Genomic DNA, 18,039 nt, shown 5'->3' on the forward strand with positions numbered 1-18,039 from the left:
AGTTCCCCTGTAGGAGTGAGCCTGCTCGCGATAGCGGTGTGTCAGACAACACCTACAACGACTGAAAGTCCGCCATCGCGAGCAGGCTCACTCCTACAAGGGGGGCGTCGATATTCTGGGTATCAAAGGAAATACTTGAGGTTGAACCCGACGTTGTCGCGGTCGCGGATGCCGTTGTTCTGCCCGCCGCCGTAAAACTCGGTGTACTGCAGTTCGGCCTCGAGCTTGTTCTGGTAGTTGGCCTTGATCCCCAGCGTGTAGGCCTTGCGCCCTTCGATGGTGTTGCCGGCCTGGTAGCTGTTGCCCTGGAAGTCGTCCTTGTAAACGATGTAAGGCGAGACGTTGACCCCGGCGTACACGTCGTTCCACGTGCCGTTGAGCATCGCCGTGTAGCTGTAGGAATCACGGTTGACCTGATCGTCGCGATCACCGCCCGACACATAGGAATAGTTACCGGTACCCGCGTAATAACGGTTCGTGCCGTCATAAGCGGTGTATTGCAGACTGCTGCCGCGCAGGTGTTCGGAGGCCAGTTCGAAGATGCCGAACAGCGAGTCGAACGAGGCCGTCGGGCCGAAGTTGTAGATGGTCCCCAGCGAGGTGTTGAACGCTTCGACACGTTCGGCGTTGTTGATCTCGCTGTTGAGGTTGACCATCTGCCCACCGACATTGATCGACCGACCCGTCACCGCCACCGCCGCACCGTTGGCCAGGTCGCCAATCAAATCGTTGGTCGCCGCGACGCCGATCGGCAGATTCGGTCGATAAGCGATTTCACCGAACACCGAGGCCTCGCCCAACGTCGTGTTGAAACTGAAGCCATACATGCGGATGTCTTCGGCGTAACGCCGATGCGCCTGGATATTGCCCATCACATCAGCGGTGGCCAGACCGTTGGCGAGCGCTCCCGCCTGATCGCCCGCGACGCCCGCCAGCAGGTTGGTCAGGGCGTTCATGTCGATGCCCTTGTAACCGCCGAGATCCGCCGCGATGGTCGGTTCCTTCGCGTGGTAGTTGACCATGTACAAACCGAACTCGGTGCTGTTGAGTTGCTCGGCGATGTAGCGAAACGCGAAGCCAAACTGGCCGTCGTTGCGCGCGTTGTAGTCTTTGCCGATCGACGCCACTTTCAAGGTATTGCCGTAGGCCGGGGTCACCCCGTTGGCGTACAGCCCGGTGGATTTCAGCACCGGCCCCAGCAACGGGTTGTTGCCCAGCGCGCTGTACAAACCGATGACATTGCCAAATCCCGGCACCGGCGTATCGAGTGCGGTGCCGCTGAAATTGTTGTAACCGGTGTTGCCGCCGTCAGCGAACAGATCGGTCTGCGAGTAGAAAGTGCCGACCGGATCGATGCGAGTTTCCTTCCAGTTGGTCTGGTAGAAACTCTCCATGGTCAGCGAATCGGTCAGGCCGATGTTGAAGCTCAGCGCCTCGACCGGCACCAGCACTTCTTTCACTTCGGCGCCGGGCAAACGGTACTTCGCGGCGTCCACCGGGTTGGTGGTGTTGATCCCGCCGCGATAGAAAATCCCCTCGCCCCAGTTGAACACCTGACGGCCGACACGCGCGGTCACCGGCATCTGCGCAACGTCCCAACTGCCGTGTACATAGGCGTCGAGCATCTCGATGCGGCTGCCGGCGATGTCGCGGGTCTGACTGGTGAAGCGGTCGTCCTGCGGGTAACTCTGGCTTGGTTGCGAAGGGCTGTTGTTGTCGTAGTAGTTGTTGCGCTTGTCCATCAACTGCGTGTCGTAAAACGCGGTGCCGCGCATGAACAAACCGTAGTTCTGATAGTTGGCTTCAAGCTCGGAGGTGATCTTGTACACCTCGGAAACCAGCCCGGTGTCGAAGTTGCGATTGCCGTCGTTGGTGTTGACGTCATCGTTACTTTTATCGCGACCCTGCACCCGCCACAAACGACCGTAGGACAAGGTCGTGTCGAACGAGCCGGTGACCTGTTTGTCGAGCACGCTGAATTCCACCGCGTGCGCGCCATCGACTGCGCACAGTTGCAGCAAGCCGGCGAGGCCGACACCGGGCAGCGCGGCGCCCGTCAGGCGCAATCGAGTGTTGATCATGTGTTCCTCCTTCCCTGTTTTTTTATTGTTTTTTTATCCTGCCGCGAGGGCTAGGGTGCCAATCCCGCGCTGACGTAAATCCGGCTGTGCGCGCCGAAATGGCCGAGCAATTTGAACAGCTGCTGATTGAGCGCCGGATGGTCGAAATTTTCCCGTTGCAGCTGATTGCCGCTGCTGAAATCACTGGTCGCTGGCGCCGTTGCAAGCCACTGGCCGATGGCCTCGTCGAAGGCTGCGGAATCGTCGACCGACTCGGCGCTGACCACTTCACGCAGGTAGTCCACCGAGTACGGCGGATAGCGTTTGTCCTGGGCGACATCGACGTAAGCGTCGAGCATCGGATGCGCCTGACCGACGCGCAGCAAGCGGCGCAGCCAGGTCGACTGGTACTTCTCCACTTCCATGTGCCGCGTGGCGACGCGCTCGATGGCGGCCTGTTTGTCTTCGGCGAAACCGGCGATTGCCTTGCCTTCCAGCAGCAGCAGACTGGCGAGGTCGACGCCCGGCAATGGCTTGGCGTGATAGGGCTGGGTCAGGTCCTGAATGTGGTGCAGGCCCCAGCCAAGAAAGCGATAGCCCCAGTACGGATGACCGCTGGCAAACGCCAGTCGCGCCAGCCCCATGTATTGATACGCGCGCCAGTCCGGCCAACTGCGTTCGAGGAACCCGGCAGCCGCGTAGACCACCGCGCTTTCGTGGAAGAAGCCCATGTGAAACGGCGCCTGCGAGCTGTATTGAAACCGTGCATCGCCGAACGGCTGCGGGCCGAATCCGTAGAGCGCGCCGACGTTACCGGGGTTGTCGCTGAACAGATTGATGTCGTGACCGTAATCCGGCTCATCGGCGGCGCTGGCCAGCACCGCCAGTGGGGCGACTTTTTCATGCTCGGCGACAACGATAAAGCGCTGGCGATTCCATGGTGAAAGGGTCTGTTCGACCATGACTTGATCGGCTTGCAGATGCGTACGTTCGGGCAGGTCTTTGCCCGGCAATGGCTGAATGACCATCGCCAGATGAATCTGCGGATTGATGCGCAACGCGGTAAGGAAGTCGTGGCGCAGATTGTCACTCGGCGTGGCGGGTAATTTCAGGATGTCGGGGCGCGGCGGGTATTGAGTGAAGTGCTTGCGGGCGAAGGTTTCCTGCTCCTCCAGCAGCGCACTCACGGCCTCGTATTGCTGCGCAAGAAAGGTTTCCAGCGGCTCGACTTCGACCAGTGGCGCGTCGCGCAAGGCCGGCAGATCCTGCAATGCCAGATAGCTGCCCACCGTATGGTTCGACCAGCCCCAGGCACTCGGGGCCGTTGCACAAAGCAGCAACAGGAGGAAGGTCAGCTTCATGGCTTGTGGTTCTTATTGGAGAGGCCGTGGGGGATGAGCCTAACAACCGACCTCGCTGCTGACACTGTCCGATCTCACCAGAAAAACTCTCCGATGGCGCCATTCCAAATCTCAACACGATCCCTGTAGGAGCTGCCGAAGGCTGCGATCTTTTGATGTTGATCTGAAAAAACAAGATCAAAAGATCGCAGCCTTCGGCAGCTCCTACAGGGGGATTTATGGTGGGTTTTCAGGCGGGGTAGCCGGTGATTTTGCGGATGCTCTGGTACAGCGGTTTGAGTTGGCGGTACATGCGCAGGTAGACGTCTTTGTACAGTTGCTCGTAGATTTTTTGTGCCTCGGGTTGGGGGTGGAAGACCGCACCGACTCGGGTCATCGCCGCGATGGCCGTGGGGAAATCCACGTGCAATCCCAACCCCACCGCACAACAAATCGCCGCGCCCAGGCCCGACGCTTCGTAGACATGCGGACGCTCCGCCGGCAGGCCGAAAATATTTGCCGTCAGTTGCATCGCCGCATCACTTTGCGAACCGCCACCGGCCACGCGCAGACGCTTGATCGACACCTTTGAACGCCGCTCGATATTCTCCATGCCCTGACGCAACGCATACGCCAACCCTTCAAGAATCGCCCGGTAAATATGCGCGCGGGTGTGCACATCGCCGAAGCCGATCATCGCGCCTTTCGCCTCGACACCCGGCTCGCGAATCCCCGGCGACCAGTACGGTTGCAGCATCAAACCCATCGAACCTGGCGGCACCGCATCGACCAGCGCATCGAACAGTTGCTCCGGCTCGATACCCTGCGCTTGCGCCTGCTGCATCTCGCGCAGACCGAACTCGTTCTTGAACCAGCTGACCATCCAGTAACCGCGATAAATCATCACCTCGCAGTTGTACTGATCCGGCACCGCCGAGGGGTACGGCGGAATCAACGGGACGATTTCCAGATAGCGCGAACGGGTGCTGGTGATCGTCGCCGTGGTGCCGTAAGACAAACACACCGTGCTCGTATCGACCACGCCGGAACCGACCACTTCGCAGGCCTTGTCGGCACCCGCCGCAATCAACGGCAAGCCTTCCGGAATACCGGTATGGCGAGCGGCTTCAGCGGTGATGTAGCCAAGGGTTTCACCGGGTTTGTGCAGGGTCGGCAATTGCTCGGGCCGCACCGCCAGCGCCTGCCATTTCCAGTCACTCGGCGCAGCCCATTTCAGGCGTTTGAAGTCGAACGGCAGATAGCCGACGCAGCAGCCCACCGAGTCGACGAAGCGTCCGCAAAGACGATGGGTGAGAAACCCCGACAGCAGCAAAAACTTGTCCGTCGTCGCCCACACCTCAGGCTGATGCTGAGCGATCCAGTTCGCCTCAGCCTGGGCACGAAAATAATCCACGGTGCCCTGCGCGCCGACCAGTTTGAACAGCCAGCCCCAAGGCCCTTTGATCCCGCCTTCGACTTCGCTCTGACGCTGATCGAGCCACAGAATCGCCGGACGCAATGGCTTGCCCTCGGCATCGACGTTGATCACCGTACCGCGCTGAGTGGTCAGCGAAACACCGGCAATCTGCGAACGATCAATGCCAGTCTGCGCCCACACCTGCTGACAAGCCTCGCCGAGTTTCGCCCAGTAATACTCCGGATCCTGCTCGGCCCAGCCCGGTTGCGTCGAGTAATACGCCTGCAATTCAACCTTGCCTTTGCCGAGCAGATTGCCCTGCAAATCGAAGAGCAGCGCGCGCACGCTCTGGGTGCCGTTGTCGATCGCCAGCAGGTAACGCTTGTTCGGGTGGTTATCCATGGAGCTCTCTTCAAGGGGCATCAACGCGTGGCATCCGGCAAACCGTGATGGCGTTGCCACAACGCCTGATAACGCTGTTCTTCCTGCTGCCAGTGCTCGTCGCTCCAGCCGAGTCGTGGCTGGCAGAGTTGGCGGATGGCGGTGAAATAATCTTCGCCGCCACGAGGCAGCAACAGGCCAAGACGCGTGCGGCGCAGGAGCAGATCGTCCAGATGCAGAACCATTTCCGCTTCACAGGCGAAGGCCAATTCCGCCCACAAGGTATCCGTAGCGCCGACCGTTGCGTGGCCGATGTCTTTGATCAGTTGCGCCAGCCTCGGCAGGTCGCGGCCATGCCGTCCGGCCAGGCGTCGCCACTGCTGGCTGCTCAATTGCGGAATTGTCAGTGCAGGGGCGGCGGCAAAAACTGGCGCGGCGTCATCAACGAAGGGACGCGAAAGCATGTCTGCGCAGGCCTTGAGCACTTCGATGGCTTGCGGGCGGAACGTGGTCAGTTTGCCGCCGGCCAAGGTCACGCAACCGGGCTCCTGCCACAGCACATGTTCACGGGTTTCGTTCGAGGGTTTGTCTTGATGATCGCCCGCTGCACTGCCGACTACCGGACGTACGCCCGACCAGGTCGACAACACGTCATTCGCCATCACTTCTGCGCCAGGGAATTGTTGCGTGCAGGCGGCCAGCAGATAGTCGAGTTCTTCAGCGCTGATGCTCGCGCTCTGATCCAGATCTTCGCGATGATCAAGATCCGTGGTGCCCACCACCGTCGCGCCTTCCCACGGAAAAACGAACACCGGTCTCCGGTCGCGCTCATGCAGAAACGTGAACGCCTGCGCCACCGGCAGACGCCAGCTCGGCAGCAATAAATGACTGCCGCGTAACGGCCGTAATTGCCGTGGAGTCTCAGTCGGGCGCAAGCGTTCAGCCCACGCACCAGTGGCCACCGCGAGCACACCACAACGCAATTGCAGGGTCGCGCCGGCTTCGCAATCTTCGATCTGCACGCCGCACACTCGGCCGTTTTCTCGCAGCAAATGTTCGACGCGAACGCCGTTAACCACGACCGCGCCATCGGCGCGCGCCTCGCTCAATACGCGCATCACCAGCCGCGCATCGTCGGTCAGTGCATCGACAAAACGGGTGCCGCCGAGCAAGTCATTTTCCTTCACGCCAGGCGCCAGATAACGCAGTTGCTGCGCGTCATGAAAACGATGGCTGCGCCGACCCGCCAAGGCGTCGTAAACGCTTAGCAAACCACCCAACACCCGAGGCCCGGGAAAACCACCGCGATAGTGCGGCATCATGAAACTCATCGGCTCGACCAGCCCCGGCGCTTCGTCGAGCAAGCGCTGACGCTCGCGCACCGAATCACGGGTCAGGCGCCATTGTCCTTTAGCGATGTAACGCAAACCGCCGTGTACCATTTTCGAGGATCGGCTAGACGTGCCCCAGGCAAAATCCCGTTGTTCCAGCAACAGACAACGCCAACCACGGCGCGCCGCTTCACGCAGGATGCCGGCGCCGCTGATACCGCCGCCGATGACGATCAGATCCCAGGTTTCCCCCGCCAGTGTTGGCAGAATCTGCTGGCGCCACGCGGCGTTCCAGTCCTGACTCATGGCCGTCACTCCGGCAGCAGCGTGCCGGGGTTGAGGCGCCCGGCCGGATCGAAGTGTTTGCTCAGCGCCTGCAAGGTATCCATCGCCAATGCGCCCTTCTCGCGCAACAGATACGGCGCGTGATCCTTGCCGACGCCGTGCTGGTGACTGATGGTGCCGTGGTTGTCGACGATGGTCTGGCTGGCCGCGTGTTTGAGCGCTTTCCAGCGCGCCAGCGTCGCGGGGTAATCCGCCGCAGGGCGAAACACGTAGGTGGTGTAGATGCTCGAGCCTTCGCCGTAGACGTGGGACAGGTGGGTGAATACATGCACGCGCTCGCCTTCAGCGGCCAAGGCCTCGCGCAGACTGTTTTCGATGAGGTTGAGCAGGTTGTCGACGTTGCTCCAGTCGGTGGCGGTTTCGAGGGTGTCGACCACGTAACCGGCGTTCCACAGATTCTCGCGCAGGTAAGGGAAACGGAAGCGGTTCTGCGCCCATTTCTTGCCGAGCAAGGTGCCGGTGAATACGCCGCCGAAGGCCTTGAGATGCTGCCGCGCCTGGGTCAGCGACAGCGCGTTTTGCCTACGATTGCCGGTCACGCCGAAGGTCAGCAGGCATTTGCCCTCTGCCGCCCCCCTTAGCTTCAGGTATTTTTCCAGCCAGGCGATTTGCTGCGGATGACCGGCCAGCGCCAGTTGCGTTTCGGTTTCCACCGCATTGGACAGGCGCAACATCGACAGCGGTACGCGCGCCTGGGCCAATTGGCGGATGGCTTGCAGGGCCTTGGTCCAAGAGGGCAGAAATACACCGTAGAAACGCTCATCCGCCGGCAACGCGCTGACCCGCACTTTGACCTCGGAAATGATCCCGAAACGGCCTTCACAACCGAGCACCACTTCGCGCAAATCGGGTCCGGCGGCCGAAGCCGGGAAGGTTGGAATGTGCATCGGCCCGGCGAAGGTTTCCAGTGTTCCGCCAGCAAACAACTGCTCGATCCGGCCATAGCGCAACGACTGCTGACCGCTGGAACGGCTAGCGACCCAACCGCCCAATGTCGACAGCTCCCACGACTGCGGGAAATGCCCCAGCGTGTAGCCCCGCGCACGCAACTGACTTTCCACCTGCGGGCCACTCGCACCGGGGCCGAACGTTGCCAGCAGGCTTTGTTCGTCGAGATCGATCAGGCGATTCATCCGCGCCAGCGACACCGTCACCACCGGCCGCGCTGAATCCGGCGGATTAATGTGCCCGGCCACCGAGGTGCCGCCGCCATACGGGATCAGGCACAAATCCTGTCCATGGGCGAGCGCCAGCAATTGGCGAATATGCTCAGAGGTCTCGGGAAACGCCACGGCATCGGGATAATTGCCCAGCGCACCTTCGCGCAACGCCAGCCAGTCCGGCAGGCTCTGGCCCCGGGCATGCAACAAGCGGTCATGGGCATCGACGCTGTACAAGGTATGCGCCTGCAACCGCGAGGCCGGTACGCGCGCCAATGCCGCTTCAAGCGTGGCATCGGCCAGCGCGCGCCCCTCGCCCAGTCGTTCATGAAGAAACTCCGCGCCCTGGGCCGGCAGTTCGACCACCGTGGTTGCATCTCCCCAGCCGTTCCAGCGTCGCATGCGTGTGTCCTTTTTGCCGTCAGATCAGTGATATTTCAGGCCCCCATACTAGCCAGCGGCCGCAAAGTGTCACGGTCGCATCCGGCCAGTTCGTGTAGCCAATTGAGTCAAACGTCGCGCAAGCGTCAGCCATTTACTTTAGTCGGGGTTTCAAATTACCTTTCAGGCTATTCGTCCGCCTCCACTGCCGTTGATCAAAGGAATGGGATCATGCAATCGCTTGGCTTCACCTCGGTTCCGCCGCTGCTCAAATACCTGCGCCACGCCGAACAACTGGGCATGGCCGTCGAGCCTGCGTTGGCGGCGGCGGGTTTGCAGGCGCAGCAGTTGAGCGACAACACCCTGCGCTTGCCGGGCGAGGCGCATGAACGCTTGCTGGATTATTTCTGCGAACATTCGGGCGATCCGTTGTTCGGGCTCAACGCGGCGAATTTCGTCCTGCCCAATTCGTGGAGCGTGCTCGGTTACATCACCATGAACTGCGCGACCCTCGGTGATGCGATGAGCCGGATCATGCCGTTCGAGAAACTGGTCGGCGACATGGGCGTCAGTCGCGCCGAGGTGCAGGATGGCCATGTTCATCTGATCTGGACCTGTCGTTATCAGCGTCCGCGGATTCGTCGGCATCTGGTGGAGAACGTGCTGGGGTCATGGCTGCAATATGCACGCTGGATCGCCGATACGCAGATGTCGCCGGCCGCTGTCTGGCTTGAACATTCATGCCCGACCGAGGCGACGCCGGCGCAGTACGAGGCGTTTTTCGATTGCCCGGTGTTGTTCGATCAGCCGTATTCGGCGCTGATCGTGCCGCTGGCGTATTTGCAGCTGCCGTTGCGTCAGGCGGATGCGCAATTGCTGCGAACCCTGGAAGAACATGCGCTGGGATTGATGGCGACGCTTGCGGATGCGTCACTTGAGCAGCAGGTGAAGAACATTCTGCGGCAGTTGCTCAAGGAGGGGTTGCCGCGCAAGGAGCAGGTGGCCGAGCAGCTCGCGGTTTCAGTGCGTACGTTGCAGCGGCAGTTGCATCAGGCGGGGACGTCGTATCAACAGATTCTGGATGATTTGCGCCAGGAGCTGGCTGAGCATTATTTGCTCAACAGTACGTTGCCGATTCAGGACATTGCGCAGTATCTGGGGTTTACCGAACCGAGGTCGTTTCACCGCACCTTCAAGAGCCGACGCGGGATGCCGCCGGGGGAGTTTCGGCAGATGCATCGCGGGTGATTGTTCCGGCCTCTTCGCGAGCAGGCTCACTCCTACAGGGGGCCGTGTCGGACACAGAATCTGCGTTCACTGAAGATCAATTGTAGGAGTGAGCCTGCTCGCGATGAGGCCTCTCGCCACAACGCAATAAACAATTTCAAAAATGATGTTTAAGGACACCCGGCGTTACGCGAAACAGCCCACAAATCCTTGCGCCATAACCTACGCCTAAGCCAGAATCCGCCGGCTTGTGCGCCCTGAGCATGCTGCGTAACTTGATTCGGTCACTGATTTCCAGTGATCGGGTTTAGTAGCCCGGAATATTTGGGGCGTATAGCTCATCAAGCAGTCGGGTCTTGCCTGAACGTTATGGTGGCTGTGCGTAGGGCGCCCTCGGGCGCGCCGGTTTCCCAGATCCCCGGTCTACTAACCTGCGCATAGCTGCCTCCACTTCTTTTAGTAGAGAAGCGGTGGCCAGCTTAATTTGAGGATCTGGTTAATGTTAAAAGTTACGCCAAACCCGCCGGCCACCGACCCGGCATCCCCCTACGAATCCCCCGATTCCAAGAGATTCCACGAAGCCGCCGAGCGCGCACTCGATCACTATCTCGGCCCGCCAAATGCCGACCTCATGGCCGCGCCCTACTCCCCCAACACGCTGTACATGGCCAACCCCGAAGCCGATACCGAATCCCTGCTGGCCGACGCCAGCGAAACCCTTGGCTCCGCCACTGTGATGCTCAACAACCATGCGGCGCTGTTTGCAGGCACCCACCGCAAGACTTTGCAGGGTATTGCGCAAGTGGTGATGGTGGCGGAAATGGCGGTTAATCGCGTGTTGGACAGGTTAGTGCCGACCGAGTAACGCAAAAGCCCACCGCCCAACTGGAAGGGTTGGGTGGCTGGCTTCTTTTTGCGGTGTGTCATTTTCCCCTCACCCCAGCCCTCTCCCGAGGGAGAGGGAGCCGACCGAGGTGTCTGGTGCTATACATCGACCTGAATGACCGAGTCGATTATGGATTCGACTAAGCAGGTTCAGGTCGGTGTATCTCTCAAGCATCCCCGGGTCAGTCCCCTCTCCCTCCGGGAGAGGGCTAGGGTGAGGGGGCGACCGTGGGATGTTCGCTAAATACGACGACCTGAAAGTGCTGCCGTGAATCCATAATCGCTGCAGATCTTTCAGGTCGATGCATAACGACAAGACAACGCGGTCAGTCCCCTCTCCCTCCGGGAGAGGGTTAGGGTGAGGGGCTTTTCGTTCTAGAGGCTAATCGCATTGGTAAACACCAACCGATTGCCGAACGGATCGGCGATGGTCATGTCCTGGCTGCCCCACGGCATGGCCTGAATCTGCGGGTGCGAGAACTTGTAGTCCTTGGCCAGCAGTTGCTGCTGGAAAACCTCCAGTTCATCGGTCTCGATGCGCAGCGCCGAACCCGGGCTTGCATCGCCGTGATGCTCGGACAGGTGCAGCACACACTCGCCACGCGACACTTGCAGATACAGCGGGAAGTTCGCCTCGAAGCGATGCTGCCAGTCGATCTTGAAGCCGAGGAAGTCGACGTAGAATTCAACGGCCTTGGCTTCATCGAAGATCCGCAGGATCGGGGTGGTTTTGCCGAAGCTCATGGGGTGCTCCCTGACTGGTTGGCCCCGCAGCGTAGCTGGGGTGGATGTCAGCAATTCGGCTTGGTCGCGACATTCTTTAATCTCAGAGTGCCACTATGAGACGTGGATCAAAAGATCGCAGCCTGCGGCAGCTCCTACAGGGACATTGAGATCAATGAAAACCTTCGCGTAAATCACCTTCGCGTGCCAGAAACCGCCCTTCCCTGCGCCCGTTCGCCTGCCCGTCGCGATAACTCAACACGCCATTGATCCACACGCCATCAATCCCCTGCGCCGGTCGTTGCGGATCGTTGAAATCCGCCACATCACGTACGGTCGCCGGGTCGAACAACACCAGATCCGCCCAATAACCTTCACGAATTTCGCCCCGCTCCTTCAAGCCAAATCGCGCCGCCGACAGCCCAGTCATCTTGTGCACGGCGGTGTGCAGCGGAAACAGCCCGACATCGCGACTGAAATGGCCCAACACGCGTGGGAAAGCGCCCCACAGGCGTGGATGCGGGAACGGGTCTTCCGGCAGCCCGTCAGAACCGACCATCGATAACGGATGGGCGAGGATTCTTCGTACATCGGCCTCGTCCATGCCGTAGTACACCGCGCCGGCGGGTTGCAGGCGTTTCGCGGCGTCGAGCAGCGGCAGGTTCCATTCGGCGGCGATGTCGATCAGGTCGCGACCGCTGACTTGCGGGTGCGGCGTCGACCAGGTGATGGTGATGCGATGCGCATCGGTGACTTGCTTCAAATCCAGCGTCGAAGAACTCGCCGCATAGGGGTAACAATCGCAGCCGACCGGGTGGGTTTTTGCCGCTTCTTCCAGCGATGCGAGTAACTGCGGACTGCGCCCCCAGTTACCGACACCGGCACATTTGAGGTGGGAAATGATCACCGGCGATTGCGCATGTCGACCGATTTTAAAAGCTTCATCCATAGCCTCCAGAACCGGCGCGAACTCGCTGCGCAAATGGGTGGTGTACACCGCGCCGAATGCCGTCAGCTCTTCAGTCAGTTGCATGACTTCATCGGTGGACGCGTTGTAGGCGCTGGCGTAGGCAAGACCTGTGGATAAACCCAACGCACCGTCCTCAAGGCTTTCACGCAATTGCTCGCGCATCGCGGCGATTTCATCCGGCGTCGCGGTGCGGAACAGGTCGTCCAGATGATTGCTGCGCAGCGCTGTATGGCCGATTAATGCGGCAACATTCAGCGTGGTGTTCGCTGCTTCCACCGCCGCGCGGTAATCGCTGAAGCGCGGATAAACGAACGCTGCCGCCGTACCGAGCAGGTTCATCGGATCCGGCGGATCGCCCTTCAACGTCACCGGCGAAGCGCTGATCCCGCAGTTGCCGACAATCACTGTGGTCACGCCCTGGCTGAGCTTTGGCAGCATCTCTGGCTGACGAATGACCACGGTGTCGTCGTGGGTGTGCACGTCGATAAAACCCGGCGCCAGCACGCGGCCGGCGGCGTCAATTTCTTCAGTCGCCGTGGCATCGGACAAATCGCCGATGCGCTCGATACGGCCATCGCGGATGGCCACGTCGGCCTGGTAGCCGGGCGTGTTGCTGCCATCGATGATCAGGGCATTGCGAATCAGGGTGTCGTACAGCATGTCAGTCTCCCAGCGGCAGGTGATCGTCGCCGCCACGGTATTCGTCGAGGGCCAGTTTGATCCGCCGCAGACGCTCTTGATTGTCTTCAGGATTGGCCAGCGCCAGCTCGGTGGCGAGCACGTCGATGGCGAGCAGCATGCCGTAGCGCGCCGCCGTCGGTTTGTAGATGAACGAGGTCTCCGCACCTTGCAGCGGCAGGACAATGTCGGCCAGTTCGGCCAGCGGCGAGTCGGCGCGGGTGATGGCGAGAATGCGTGCGCCGTAGTTGCGCGCCAGTTCTACGGTCTCGAGCAATTCCGGGGTGATGCCGGTCAGCGAGCAGACGATGAGCACTTGCTCGGCGTTGAGGCTGGCGGCGGTGACGCGCATCATCACCGCGTCATGACACACCGCAATCGGGTAGCCGAGGCGCACCAGCCGCACCTGCAATTCGTCGCTGCACAGCGTCGAACAACCGCCCATGCCGAAGGCGTGAATCATCCGTGCCTGGCCGAGCAGTTTCACTGCGTCAGCGAAGCGTGATTCGTCGAACCCGGCCAGATGCTGGCGCAGCGTGGTTTCGATATCGCCGACGATCTGCCCGTAGAACGCCGACTGTTCAGGCCTGCCCGCCGGGTCGAGAAAACGGCTGCCAACGCCGCTGGCCTGGGCCAGTTGCAGGCGCAGATCACGCAGGTCGCGGCAACCGACCGTGCGGGCAAAACGCGACAGCGTGGCGGTGCTGACTTCGGCGCGTTGCGCGAGATCTTCGAGGCTGGCGCTCGCGGCAAAACCAACGTCGTCGAGCATCAGCCGGGCGATACGACCTTCGCCGGCGCTGAAGGAATCCTGGCGGGCGCGGATCTGGTAGAGGATGTCCATGGGCGGCGGGCTCCGGTTACAGCAGGTAAGAAAGGCCGACGGTCAGACCGAAGGCGACCAGCGAGATCAGCGTCTCAAGCACGGTCCAGGTCTTGAACGTCTGCGCGACCGTCATGTTGAAGTATTCCTTGATCAACCAGAAGCCGCCGTCGTTGACGTGGGAAAAGATAACCGAGCCGGCGCCAGTCGCCAGCACCAACAGCTCCGGGTGTGGATATCCCAGACCAATGGCCACGGGTGCAACCACGCCGGATGCGGTGGTCATGGCCACGGTCGCGGAGCCGGTGGCGATGCGCATCAGCGCGGCGAACAGCCAGCCCATGATCAGCGGCGACAGATGAAATTCGTGAGCGAGGCCGACGATTTGGTCAGTCACGCCGGCATCGACCAGAATCCTGTTCAGCCCGCCTCCGGCGCCGACCAGCAAAGTAATGCTGGCGGTCGGTGCCAGGCATTCGTTGGTGAATTTAAGGATCGATTCACGGCTGAAACCCTGGGCGATGCCCAGCGTCCAGAAGCTCAGCAAGGTCGCCAGCAACAGTGCAATCACCGAGTTGCCGATGAACAACAGGAACTGGTTGAAACCGCTGCCCGGCGTGGAAATCAGGTTGGCCCAGCCACCGATCAGCATCAACACCACCGGCAGCAGAATGGTCGCCATGGTGATGCCGAAACCCGGCAGTTTGTCGCGCGGTTCGCGGTCGAGGAATTGCTTTTCCAGCGGGTTATCTGCCGGCAATTGAATGCGCGGCACGATGAATTTGGCGTACAGGGGACCGGCAATAATGGCCGTTGGAATGCCGATGGCAATCGCATACAGCAAGGTCTGCCCGACCGAGGCCTGATAGGCCTGCACCGCGAGCATCGCCGCTGGGTGCGGCGGCACCAGTGCGTGCACCACCGACAGGCCAGCGACCATTGGCAAGCCAACCATCAGAATCGACACACCGACGCGCCGCGCCACGGTGAACGCGATCGGCACCAGCAAGACAAAACCGACTTCGAAGAACAGCGGCAGCCCGACCAGAAAAGCGATGCAGACCATCGCCCAGTGCGCGTTCTTCTCGCCGAATTTATCGATCAACGTACGCGCCATCTGCTCGGCGCCGCCGGATTCGGCCATCATCTTGCCAAGCATCGTCCCCAACGCGACCACCAGCGCAATATGCCCCAGCGTCTTGCCCACCCCGGCCTCATACGCGCCCACCACTCCGGAAGCCGGCATCCCGGCCACCAGCGCCAGGCCGATGGAAATCAGGGTGATGACAATGAACGGGTTGAGCCGGTAACGGGCGATCAACACGATCAGCGCAATGATGGCGACGGCGGCATAGACCAGCAGCCAATAGCCGAAGGAAGGCGTCATGCGGTACTCCTCGAAAGGGTCACGTTCGAATGGGTTGTGAAACTCATAAATCATTTCGAGATCGAGATTTCAAACCGCATGAAAGTAATTTTCGTGGAGAGGTAAGACGTGTCGCAAATGGATATGTCTTGTCGTGATTAATGAAAATCGCGGGGCGCGATTTTCATATTTATGCAGCCAACGCAAAACCCTGTAGGAGTGAGCCTGCTCGCGATTGCGTCGTAACAGTCAATATCATCACTGGCCGAATGACAGCTATCGCGAGCAGGCTCACTCCTACAGTTTGATTGCATTGCATCAGGTACAACGTGGATAACCTGTGGGAGCCGGCTTGCCAGCGATGACGGTTGCACATTCAACTTAGAGGCTGACTGATCGACCGCTATCGCTGGCAAGCCAGCTCCCACAGGTTCGCGTCCAACCCTACGTTGTGTTTCTCTAAGCCAGCCAAGCGCTATACTCGCCTTACATTCCGTAGAGTCCCCGCCATGACCTCCGCGCGTCGCACCAGAAAAAAACTGACAGCCGATACTCTGATCCGCGCAATCGCCAGCTCGACAGCCATAGAGACGGGCCAAAGTGTCGAGACAATTGAGCGCAAACTCAAAGTCAGATCCAGTAAGTTTCTAAATTTGTCCCTGGCCAAGTAGCGTCGACCTCAAGTCCACAATGCCTGCCGAACCCAATACTCCATGGGTTCGTAGTTGCAGTTCAGCCCCTGACTGATTGCTGCAAAATAAGCCTCTTTGTTTCGCTCCCAACTGCTGTAATCCAGCGGCACGTAGCCCGCCTGCACGGCCATGACATCCGCCAATAATCGCGACAAGCGCCCATTACCTGTACCTGCTGAACTGGCGACGTTCAGAGCACCATAGGTCTGACGCAATACAAGCGCAAAGCCTTAAACGAAAACGGCTACCCGATGGCAGCCGTTTTGAAGATTTTGAAGGGTGATAGCAAAGCCTGGCGGGCTCAAACACCCATCACACCATTTCGTTACGAATCCATTCAACCACTGACGTGCGTTTCGGCGCCCAGCCCAGCAGTTCGCGCGCATGTTTGCCACGCACTCGGCTGTTGGAGCCGAGGCCATAGTTGGCCATTTCGTAGCCCCATTCGGCTTCGGCATCTTTCAATGGCCAGTCTTGTGGTTGGCCCAGGTTCAGCGCTTGGGCCATCGCGGTGGTCATGTCGATGAACGACGCTTCACCGCTTTCAACGAAGTAGAACGTGCCCGGAACGTTTTTGGTCAGCGCCAGCAGATACAAGGCGACGACGTCTTCGATGTGCACGTTGGACCAGATGTTCTGGCCGGTGCCGACGTGGCGCACTACGCCGCTTTTGCGTGCCTGCTTGAGCAGTCGCGGCAATTGCACGCTGTCGCGATTGACGCCCAGGCTGTGGCCGTAGATCAGCGTGTTGCAGATGACGGCGGAATTCACGCCATCCTTTGCCGCGGCGAGGATCAGGTTGTCGATGGCCACGCGCGCGGCTTTGTCGGCGGTCGGTTCTGGCAGGTTGTCTTCAAAGTAGATGACGTCGCTGGACTTGCCGCCGGATGCATCGCCAACGATGCTTGAACCGCTGGTGTGCAGGAATACTTTGTTGGACCCGCGCAAGGCATCGAGCAAGGCTTCGACCGCACCACGATGGTCGCTGCTGGCGGCGTTGATAACGGCGTCGGCAGCGCGGGCATGTTCGGCGAGCAGTGCTTTGTCATCCAGAGTGCCGATGACCGCGGTGATGCCCAGCGCTTTCAGCTCGGCAGCCTGTTCGGTGCTGCGCACAAGCCCGGTGACGTTATGCCCGGCCTGAACCAGACCGGTAGCGATCGAGCCGCCGATAAAACCGGCAGCGCCGGTGATGAATACGTTCATGGAGAAACTCCCTGCGTGAGTAAGTGATGGGACGAGTATCGGCCCGTGAGCCCGGGGGAAAAACCCGCTCCCGCCCAATTCACTCTTGCGCAGAGGTCACGAATCAGCCCTTGAAATCGGCGCTGGCGTAGGCGGCGAGTTTGCTCTGAATGAAGTCGAGGAAGCACTGAATGCGCAGCGCCAGTTGCGAGTTACGGTAGTACACCGCGTTGATCGGCTGGCGATAACCGCTGTTGAATTCGCCGAGCAGGACTTTCAGGCGACCGGCGCGGATGTCGTCGATGGTCATGAAGTGCGACAGGCAGGCGATGCCCTGACCTTCCAGCGCCAGATGGCGCACAGTCTCGCCACTGGAGGCGCTGATCGCTGGCGTGATCGGCCAGCGGTCGCCGTGCACGTAGCGCAGCGGCCACTGGTTTAGACCTTCGTTTTGGGTGAAGCCGAGCAAGGTGTGTTCGCTCAGATCGGCGACTTGCTGCGGTGCACCATGTTTTTTCAGGTAGGCGGGGCTGGCGACGATCAGCAGCGGGCTGCAACCGAGTGAGCGCGCATGCAGCGTCGAATCGGCGAGGGTGCCGATGCGAATGGCGATGTCGGTGCTTTGTTCCAGCAGGTCAATAATCAGGTCGTTGCTGTTGAGTTCGAGCTGGATGTCCGGATAGAGACGACGGAATTCGTCGATGTACGGAACCACCGCGTGGAGCATAAATGGCGAGGCCGCGTTGATGCGCAGGCGCCCGGACGGGGTTTGCTGGCGTGACGACAGGCGTTCTTCGAGTTGGTCCATCTGGTCAAGAATCAGCTTGGCGTGTTCGAAGAAGTACTTGCCCTCTTCGGTCAGGTCCATGCGCCGCGTGGTGCGGTTGATCAGCGTGGTGTCGAGCTTGGCTTCCAGCTTCGACAACGTGCGACTGACCGCCGACGGCGTCTGGCCGACCTGTTCGGCGGCGGCGGAGATGGAACCGCACTCGATCACGCAGACAAAAATCTGCAACTCATCGGATCTGGCTTTCACGGGTGTCCTCTTTGAGATCGCCAAGATCGCAGCCTGCGG

Annotated in this window: 14 protein-coding genes; 2 read left to right on the forward strand and 12 right to left on the reverse strand. The window is 60.3% G+C overall.

All coding sequences use genetic code 11. The features are described 5' to 3' along the window. Positions 1 to 122 precede the first annotated feature (122 nt). The 5 genes from QOL84_RS15525 to QOL84_RS15545 all read right to left on the reverse strand — a co-directional run bounded on the left by QOL84_RS15525 (position 123) and on the right by QOL84_RS15545 (position 8,436). The gene (locus QOL84_RS15525; RefSeq protein ID WP_283437761.1) at positions 123 to 2,081 is read right to left on the reverse strand and encodes a DUF1302 domain-containing protein; all 1,959 of its coding nucleotides are present in this window, start codon (positions 2,079 to 2,081) and stop codon (positions 123 to 125) included. Between the two features lie 50 nt (positions 2,082 to 2,131). Continuing rightward, positions 2,132 to 3,421 carry a phospholipase C/P1 nuclease family protein gene (locus tag QOL84_RS15530; RefSeq protein ID WP_283437762.1) on the reverse strand — a complete coding sequence of 430 codons (1,290 nt, stop codon included), beginning with the start codon at positions 3,419 to 3,421 and terminating at the stop codon, positions 2,132 to 2,134. 229 nt (positions 3,422 to 3,650) lie between these two features. Continuing rightward, on the reverse strand, positions 3,651 to 5,219 hold the full coding sequence (locus QOL84_RS15535; protein WP_283437763.1) for an FGGY-family carbohydrate kinase: 1,569 nt from the start codon (positions 5,217 to 5,219) through the stop codon (positions 3,651 to 3,653). Between the two features lie 20 nt (positions 5,220 to 5,239). Further along, the gene (locus QOL84_RS15540; RefSeq protein WP_283437764.1) at positions 5,240 to 6,835 is read right to left on the reverse strand and encodes a glycerol-3-phosphate dehydrogenase/oxidase; all 1,596 of its coding nucleotides are present in this window, start codon (positions 6,833 to 6,835) and stop codon (positions 5,240 to 5,242) included. A gap of 5 nt (positions 6,836 to 6,840) precedes the next feature. After that, positions 6,841 to 8,436, reverse strand: a complete 1,596-nt coding sequence (locus QOL84_RS15545) for an FAD-binding oxidoreductase (RefSeq protein ID WP_283437765.1) — start codon at positions 8,434 to 8,436, stop codon at positions 6,841 to 6,843. Between the two features lie 210 nt (positions 8,437 to 8,646). On the opposite strand from QOL84_RS15545, the gene gliR reads away from it, so the two are divergent. Next, positions 8,647 to 9,663: an AraC family transcriptional regulator GliR gene (gene gliR / locus QOL84_RS15550; protein ID WP_283437766.1), complete on the forward strand. Its 1,017-nt coding sequence runs from the start codon at positions 8,647 to 8,649 to the stop codon at positions 9,661 to 9,663. 478 nt (positions 9,664 to 10,141) lie between these two features. Further along, positions 10,142 to 10,507, forward strand: a complete 366-nt coding sequence (locus tag QOL84_RS15555) for a DUF6124 family protein (protein ID WP_283437767.1) — start codon at positions 10,142 to 10,144, stop codon at positions 10,505 to 10,507. 395 nt (positions 10,508 to 10,902) lie between these two features. Here QOL84_RS15555 and QOL84_RS15560 read toward each other — a convergent pair whose 3' ends face one another. The 7 genes from QOL84_RS15560 to QOL84_RS15590 form a co-directional block, all read right to left on the reverse strand. After that, positions 10,903 to 11,271: a glyoxalase superfamily protein gene (locus QOL84_RS15560; protein WP_129388804.1), complete on the reverse strand. Its 369-nt coding sequence runs from the start codon at positions 11,269 to 11,271 to the stop codon at positions 10,903 to 10,905. Positions 11,272 to 11,422: 151 nt separating this feature from the next. Further along, the gene (locus QOL84_RS15565; RefSeq protein WP_283437768.1) at positions 11,423 to 12,880 is read right to left on the reverse strand and encodes an N-acyl-D-amino-acid deacylase family protein; all 1,458 of its coding nucleotides are present in this window, start codon (positions 12,878 to 12,880) and stop codon (positions 11,423 to 11,425) included. A gap of 1 nt (position 12,881) precedes the next feature. Next, positions 12,882 to 13,742, reverse strand: coding sequence for a MurR/RpiR family transcriptional regulator (locus tag QOL84_RS15570; protein WP_283437769.1), 861 nt, complete (start codon positions 13,740 to 13,742; stop codon positions 12,882 to 12,884). Between the two features lie 16 nt (positions 13,743 to 13,758). Beyond that, positions 13,759 to 15,108: a GntP family permease gene (locus tag QOL84_RS15575; RefSeq protein WP_283437770.1), complete on the reverse strand. Its 1,350-nt coding sequence runs from the start codon at positions 15,106 to 15,108 to the stop codon at positions 13,759 to 13,761. A gap of 658 nt (positions 15,109 to 15,766) precedes the next feature. After that, positions 15,767 to 15,994, reverse strand: a complete 228-nt coding sequence (locus tag QOL84_RS15580) for a Fic family protein (RefSeq protein WP_283437771.1) — start codon at positions 15,992 to 15,994, stop codon at positions 15,767 to 15,769. 97 nt (positions 15,995 to 16,091) lie between these two features. Further along, the gene (locus QOL84_RS15585) at positions 16,092 to 16,985 is read right to left on the reverse strand and encodes an NAD-dependent epimerase/dehydratase family protein (RefSeq protein ID WP_283437772.1); all 894 of its coding nucleotides are present in this window, start codon (positions 16,983 to 16,985) and stop codon (positions 16,092 to 16,094) included. Positions 16,986 to 17,088: 103 nt separating this feature from the next. After that, positions 17,089 to 18,000 (reverse strand): LysR family transcriptional regulator, encoded by a 912-nt coding sequence (locus QOL84_RS15590; protein ID WP_283437773.1) that lies wholly within the window; start codon positions 17,998 to 18,000, stop codon positions 17,089 to 17,091. Between the last annotated feature and the right edge of the window lie 39 nt (positions 18,001 to 18,039).

It is taken from the genome of Pseudomonas helmanticensis (genome assembly GCF_900182985.1).
Classification (GTDB): Bacteria; Pseudomonadota; Gammaproteobacteria; order Pseudomonadales; family Pseudomonadaceae; genus Aquipseudomonas; species Aquipseudomonas helmanticensis.

What these genes read in the sequence shown, in the direction of transcription:
- QOL84_RS15525 (WP_283437761.1), bottom strand. Translation starts at nt 2,081, where the DNA reads ATGATCAACACTCGATTGCGCCTGACGGGCGCCGCGCTGCCCGGTGTC.
- QOL84_RS15530 (WP_283437762.1), bottom strand. Translation starts at nt 3,421, where the DNA reads ATGAAGCTGACCTTCCTCCTGTTGCTGCTTTGTGCAACGGCCCCGAGT.
- QOL84_RS15535 (WP_283437763.1), bottom strand. Translation starts at nt 5,219, where the DNA reads ATGGATAACCACCCGAACAAGCGTTACCTGCTGGCGATCGACAACGGC.
- QOL84_RS15540 (WP_283437764.1), bottom strand. Translation starts at nt 6,835, where the DNA reads ATGAGTCAGGACTGGAACGCCGCGTGGCGCCAGCAGATTCTGCCAACA.
- QOL84_RS15545 (WP_283437765.1), bottom strand. Translation starts at nt 8,436, where the DNA reads ATGCGACGCTGGAACGGCTGGGGAGATGCAACCACGGTGGTCGAACTG.
- gliR (WP_283437766.1), top strand. Translation starts at nt 8,647, where the DNA reads ATGCAATCGCTTGGCTTCACCTCGGTTCCGCCGCTGCTCAAATACCTG.
- QOL84_RS15555 (WP_283437767.1), top strand. Translation starts at nt 10,142, where the DNA reads ATGTTAAAAGTTACGCCAAACCCGCCGGCCACCGACCCGGCATCCCCC.
- QOL84_RS15560 (WP_129388804.1), bottom strand. Translation starts at nt 11,271, where the DNA reads ATGAGCTTCGGCAAAACCACCCCGATCCTGCGGATCTTCGATGAAGCC.
- QOL84_RS15565 (WP_283437768.1), bottom strand. Translation starts at nt 12,880, where the DNA reads ATGCTGTACGACACCCTGATTCGCAATGCCCTGATCATCGATGGCAGC.
- QOL84_RS15570 (WP_283437769.1), bottom strand. Translation starts at nt 13,742, where the DNA reads ATGGACATCCTCTACCAGATCCGCGCCCGCCAGGATTCCTTCAGCGCC.
- QOL84_RS15575 (WP_283437770.1), bottom strand. Translation starts at nt 15,108, where the DNA reads ATGACGCCTTCCTTCGGCTATTGGCTGCTGGTCTATGCCGCCGTCGCC.
- QOL84_RS15585 (WP_283437772.1), bottom strand. Translation starts at nt 16,985, where the DNA reads ATGAACGTATTCATCACCGGCGCTGCCGGTTTTATCGGCGGCTCGATC.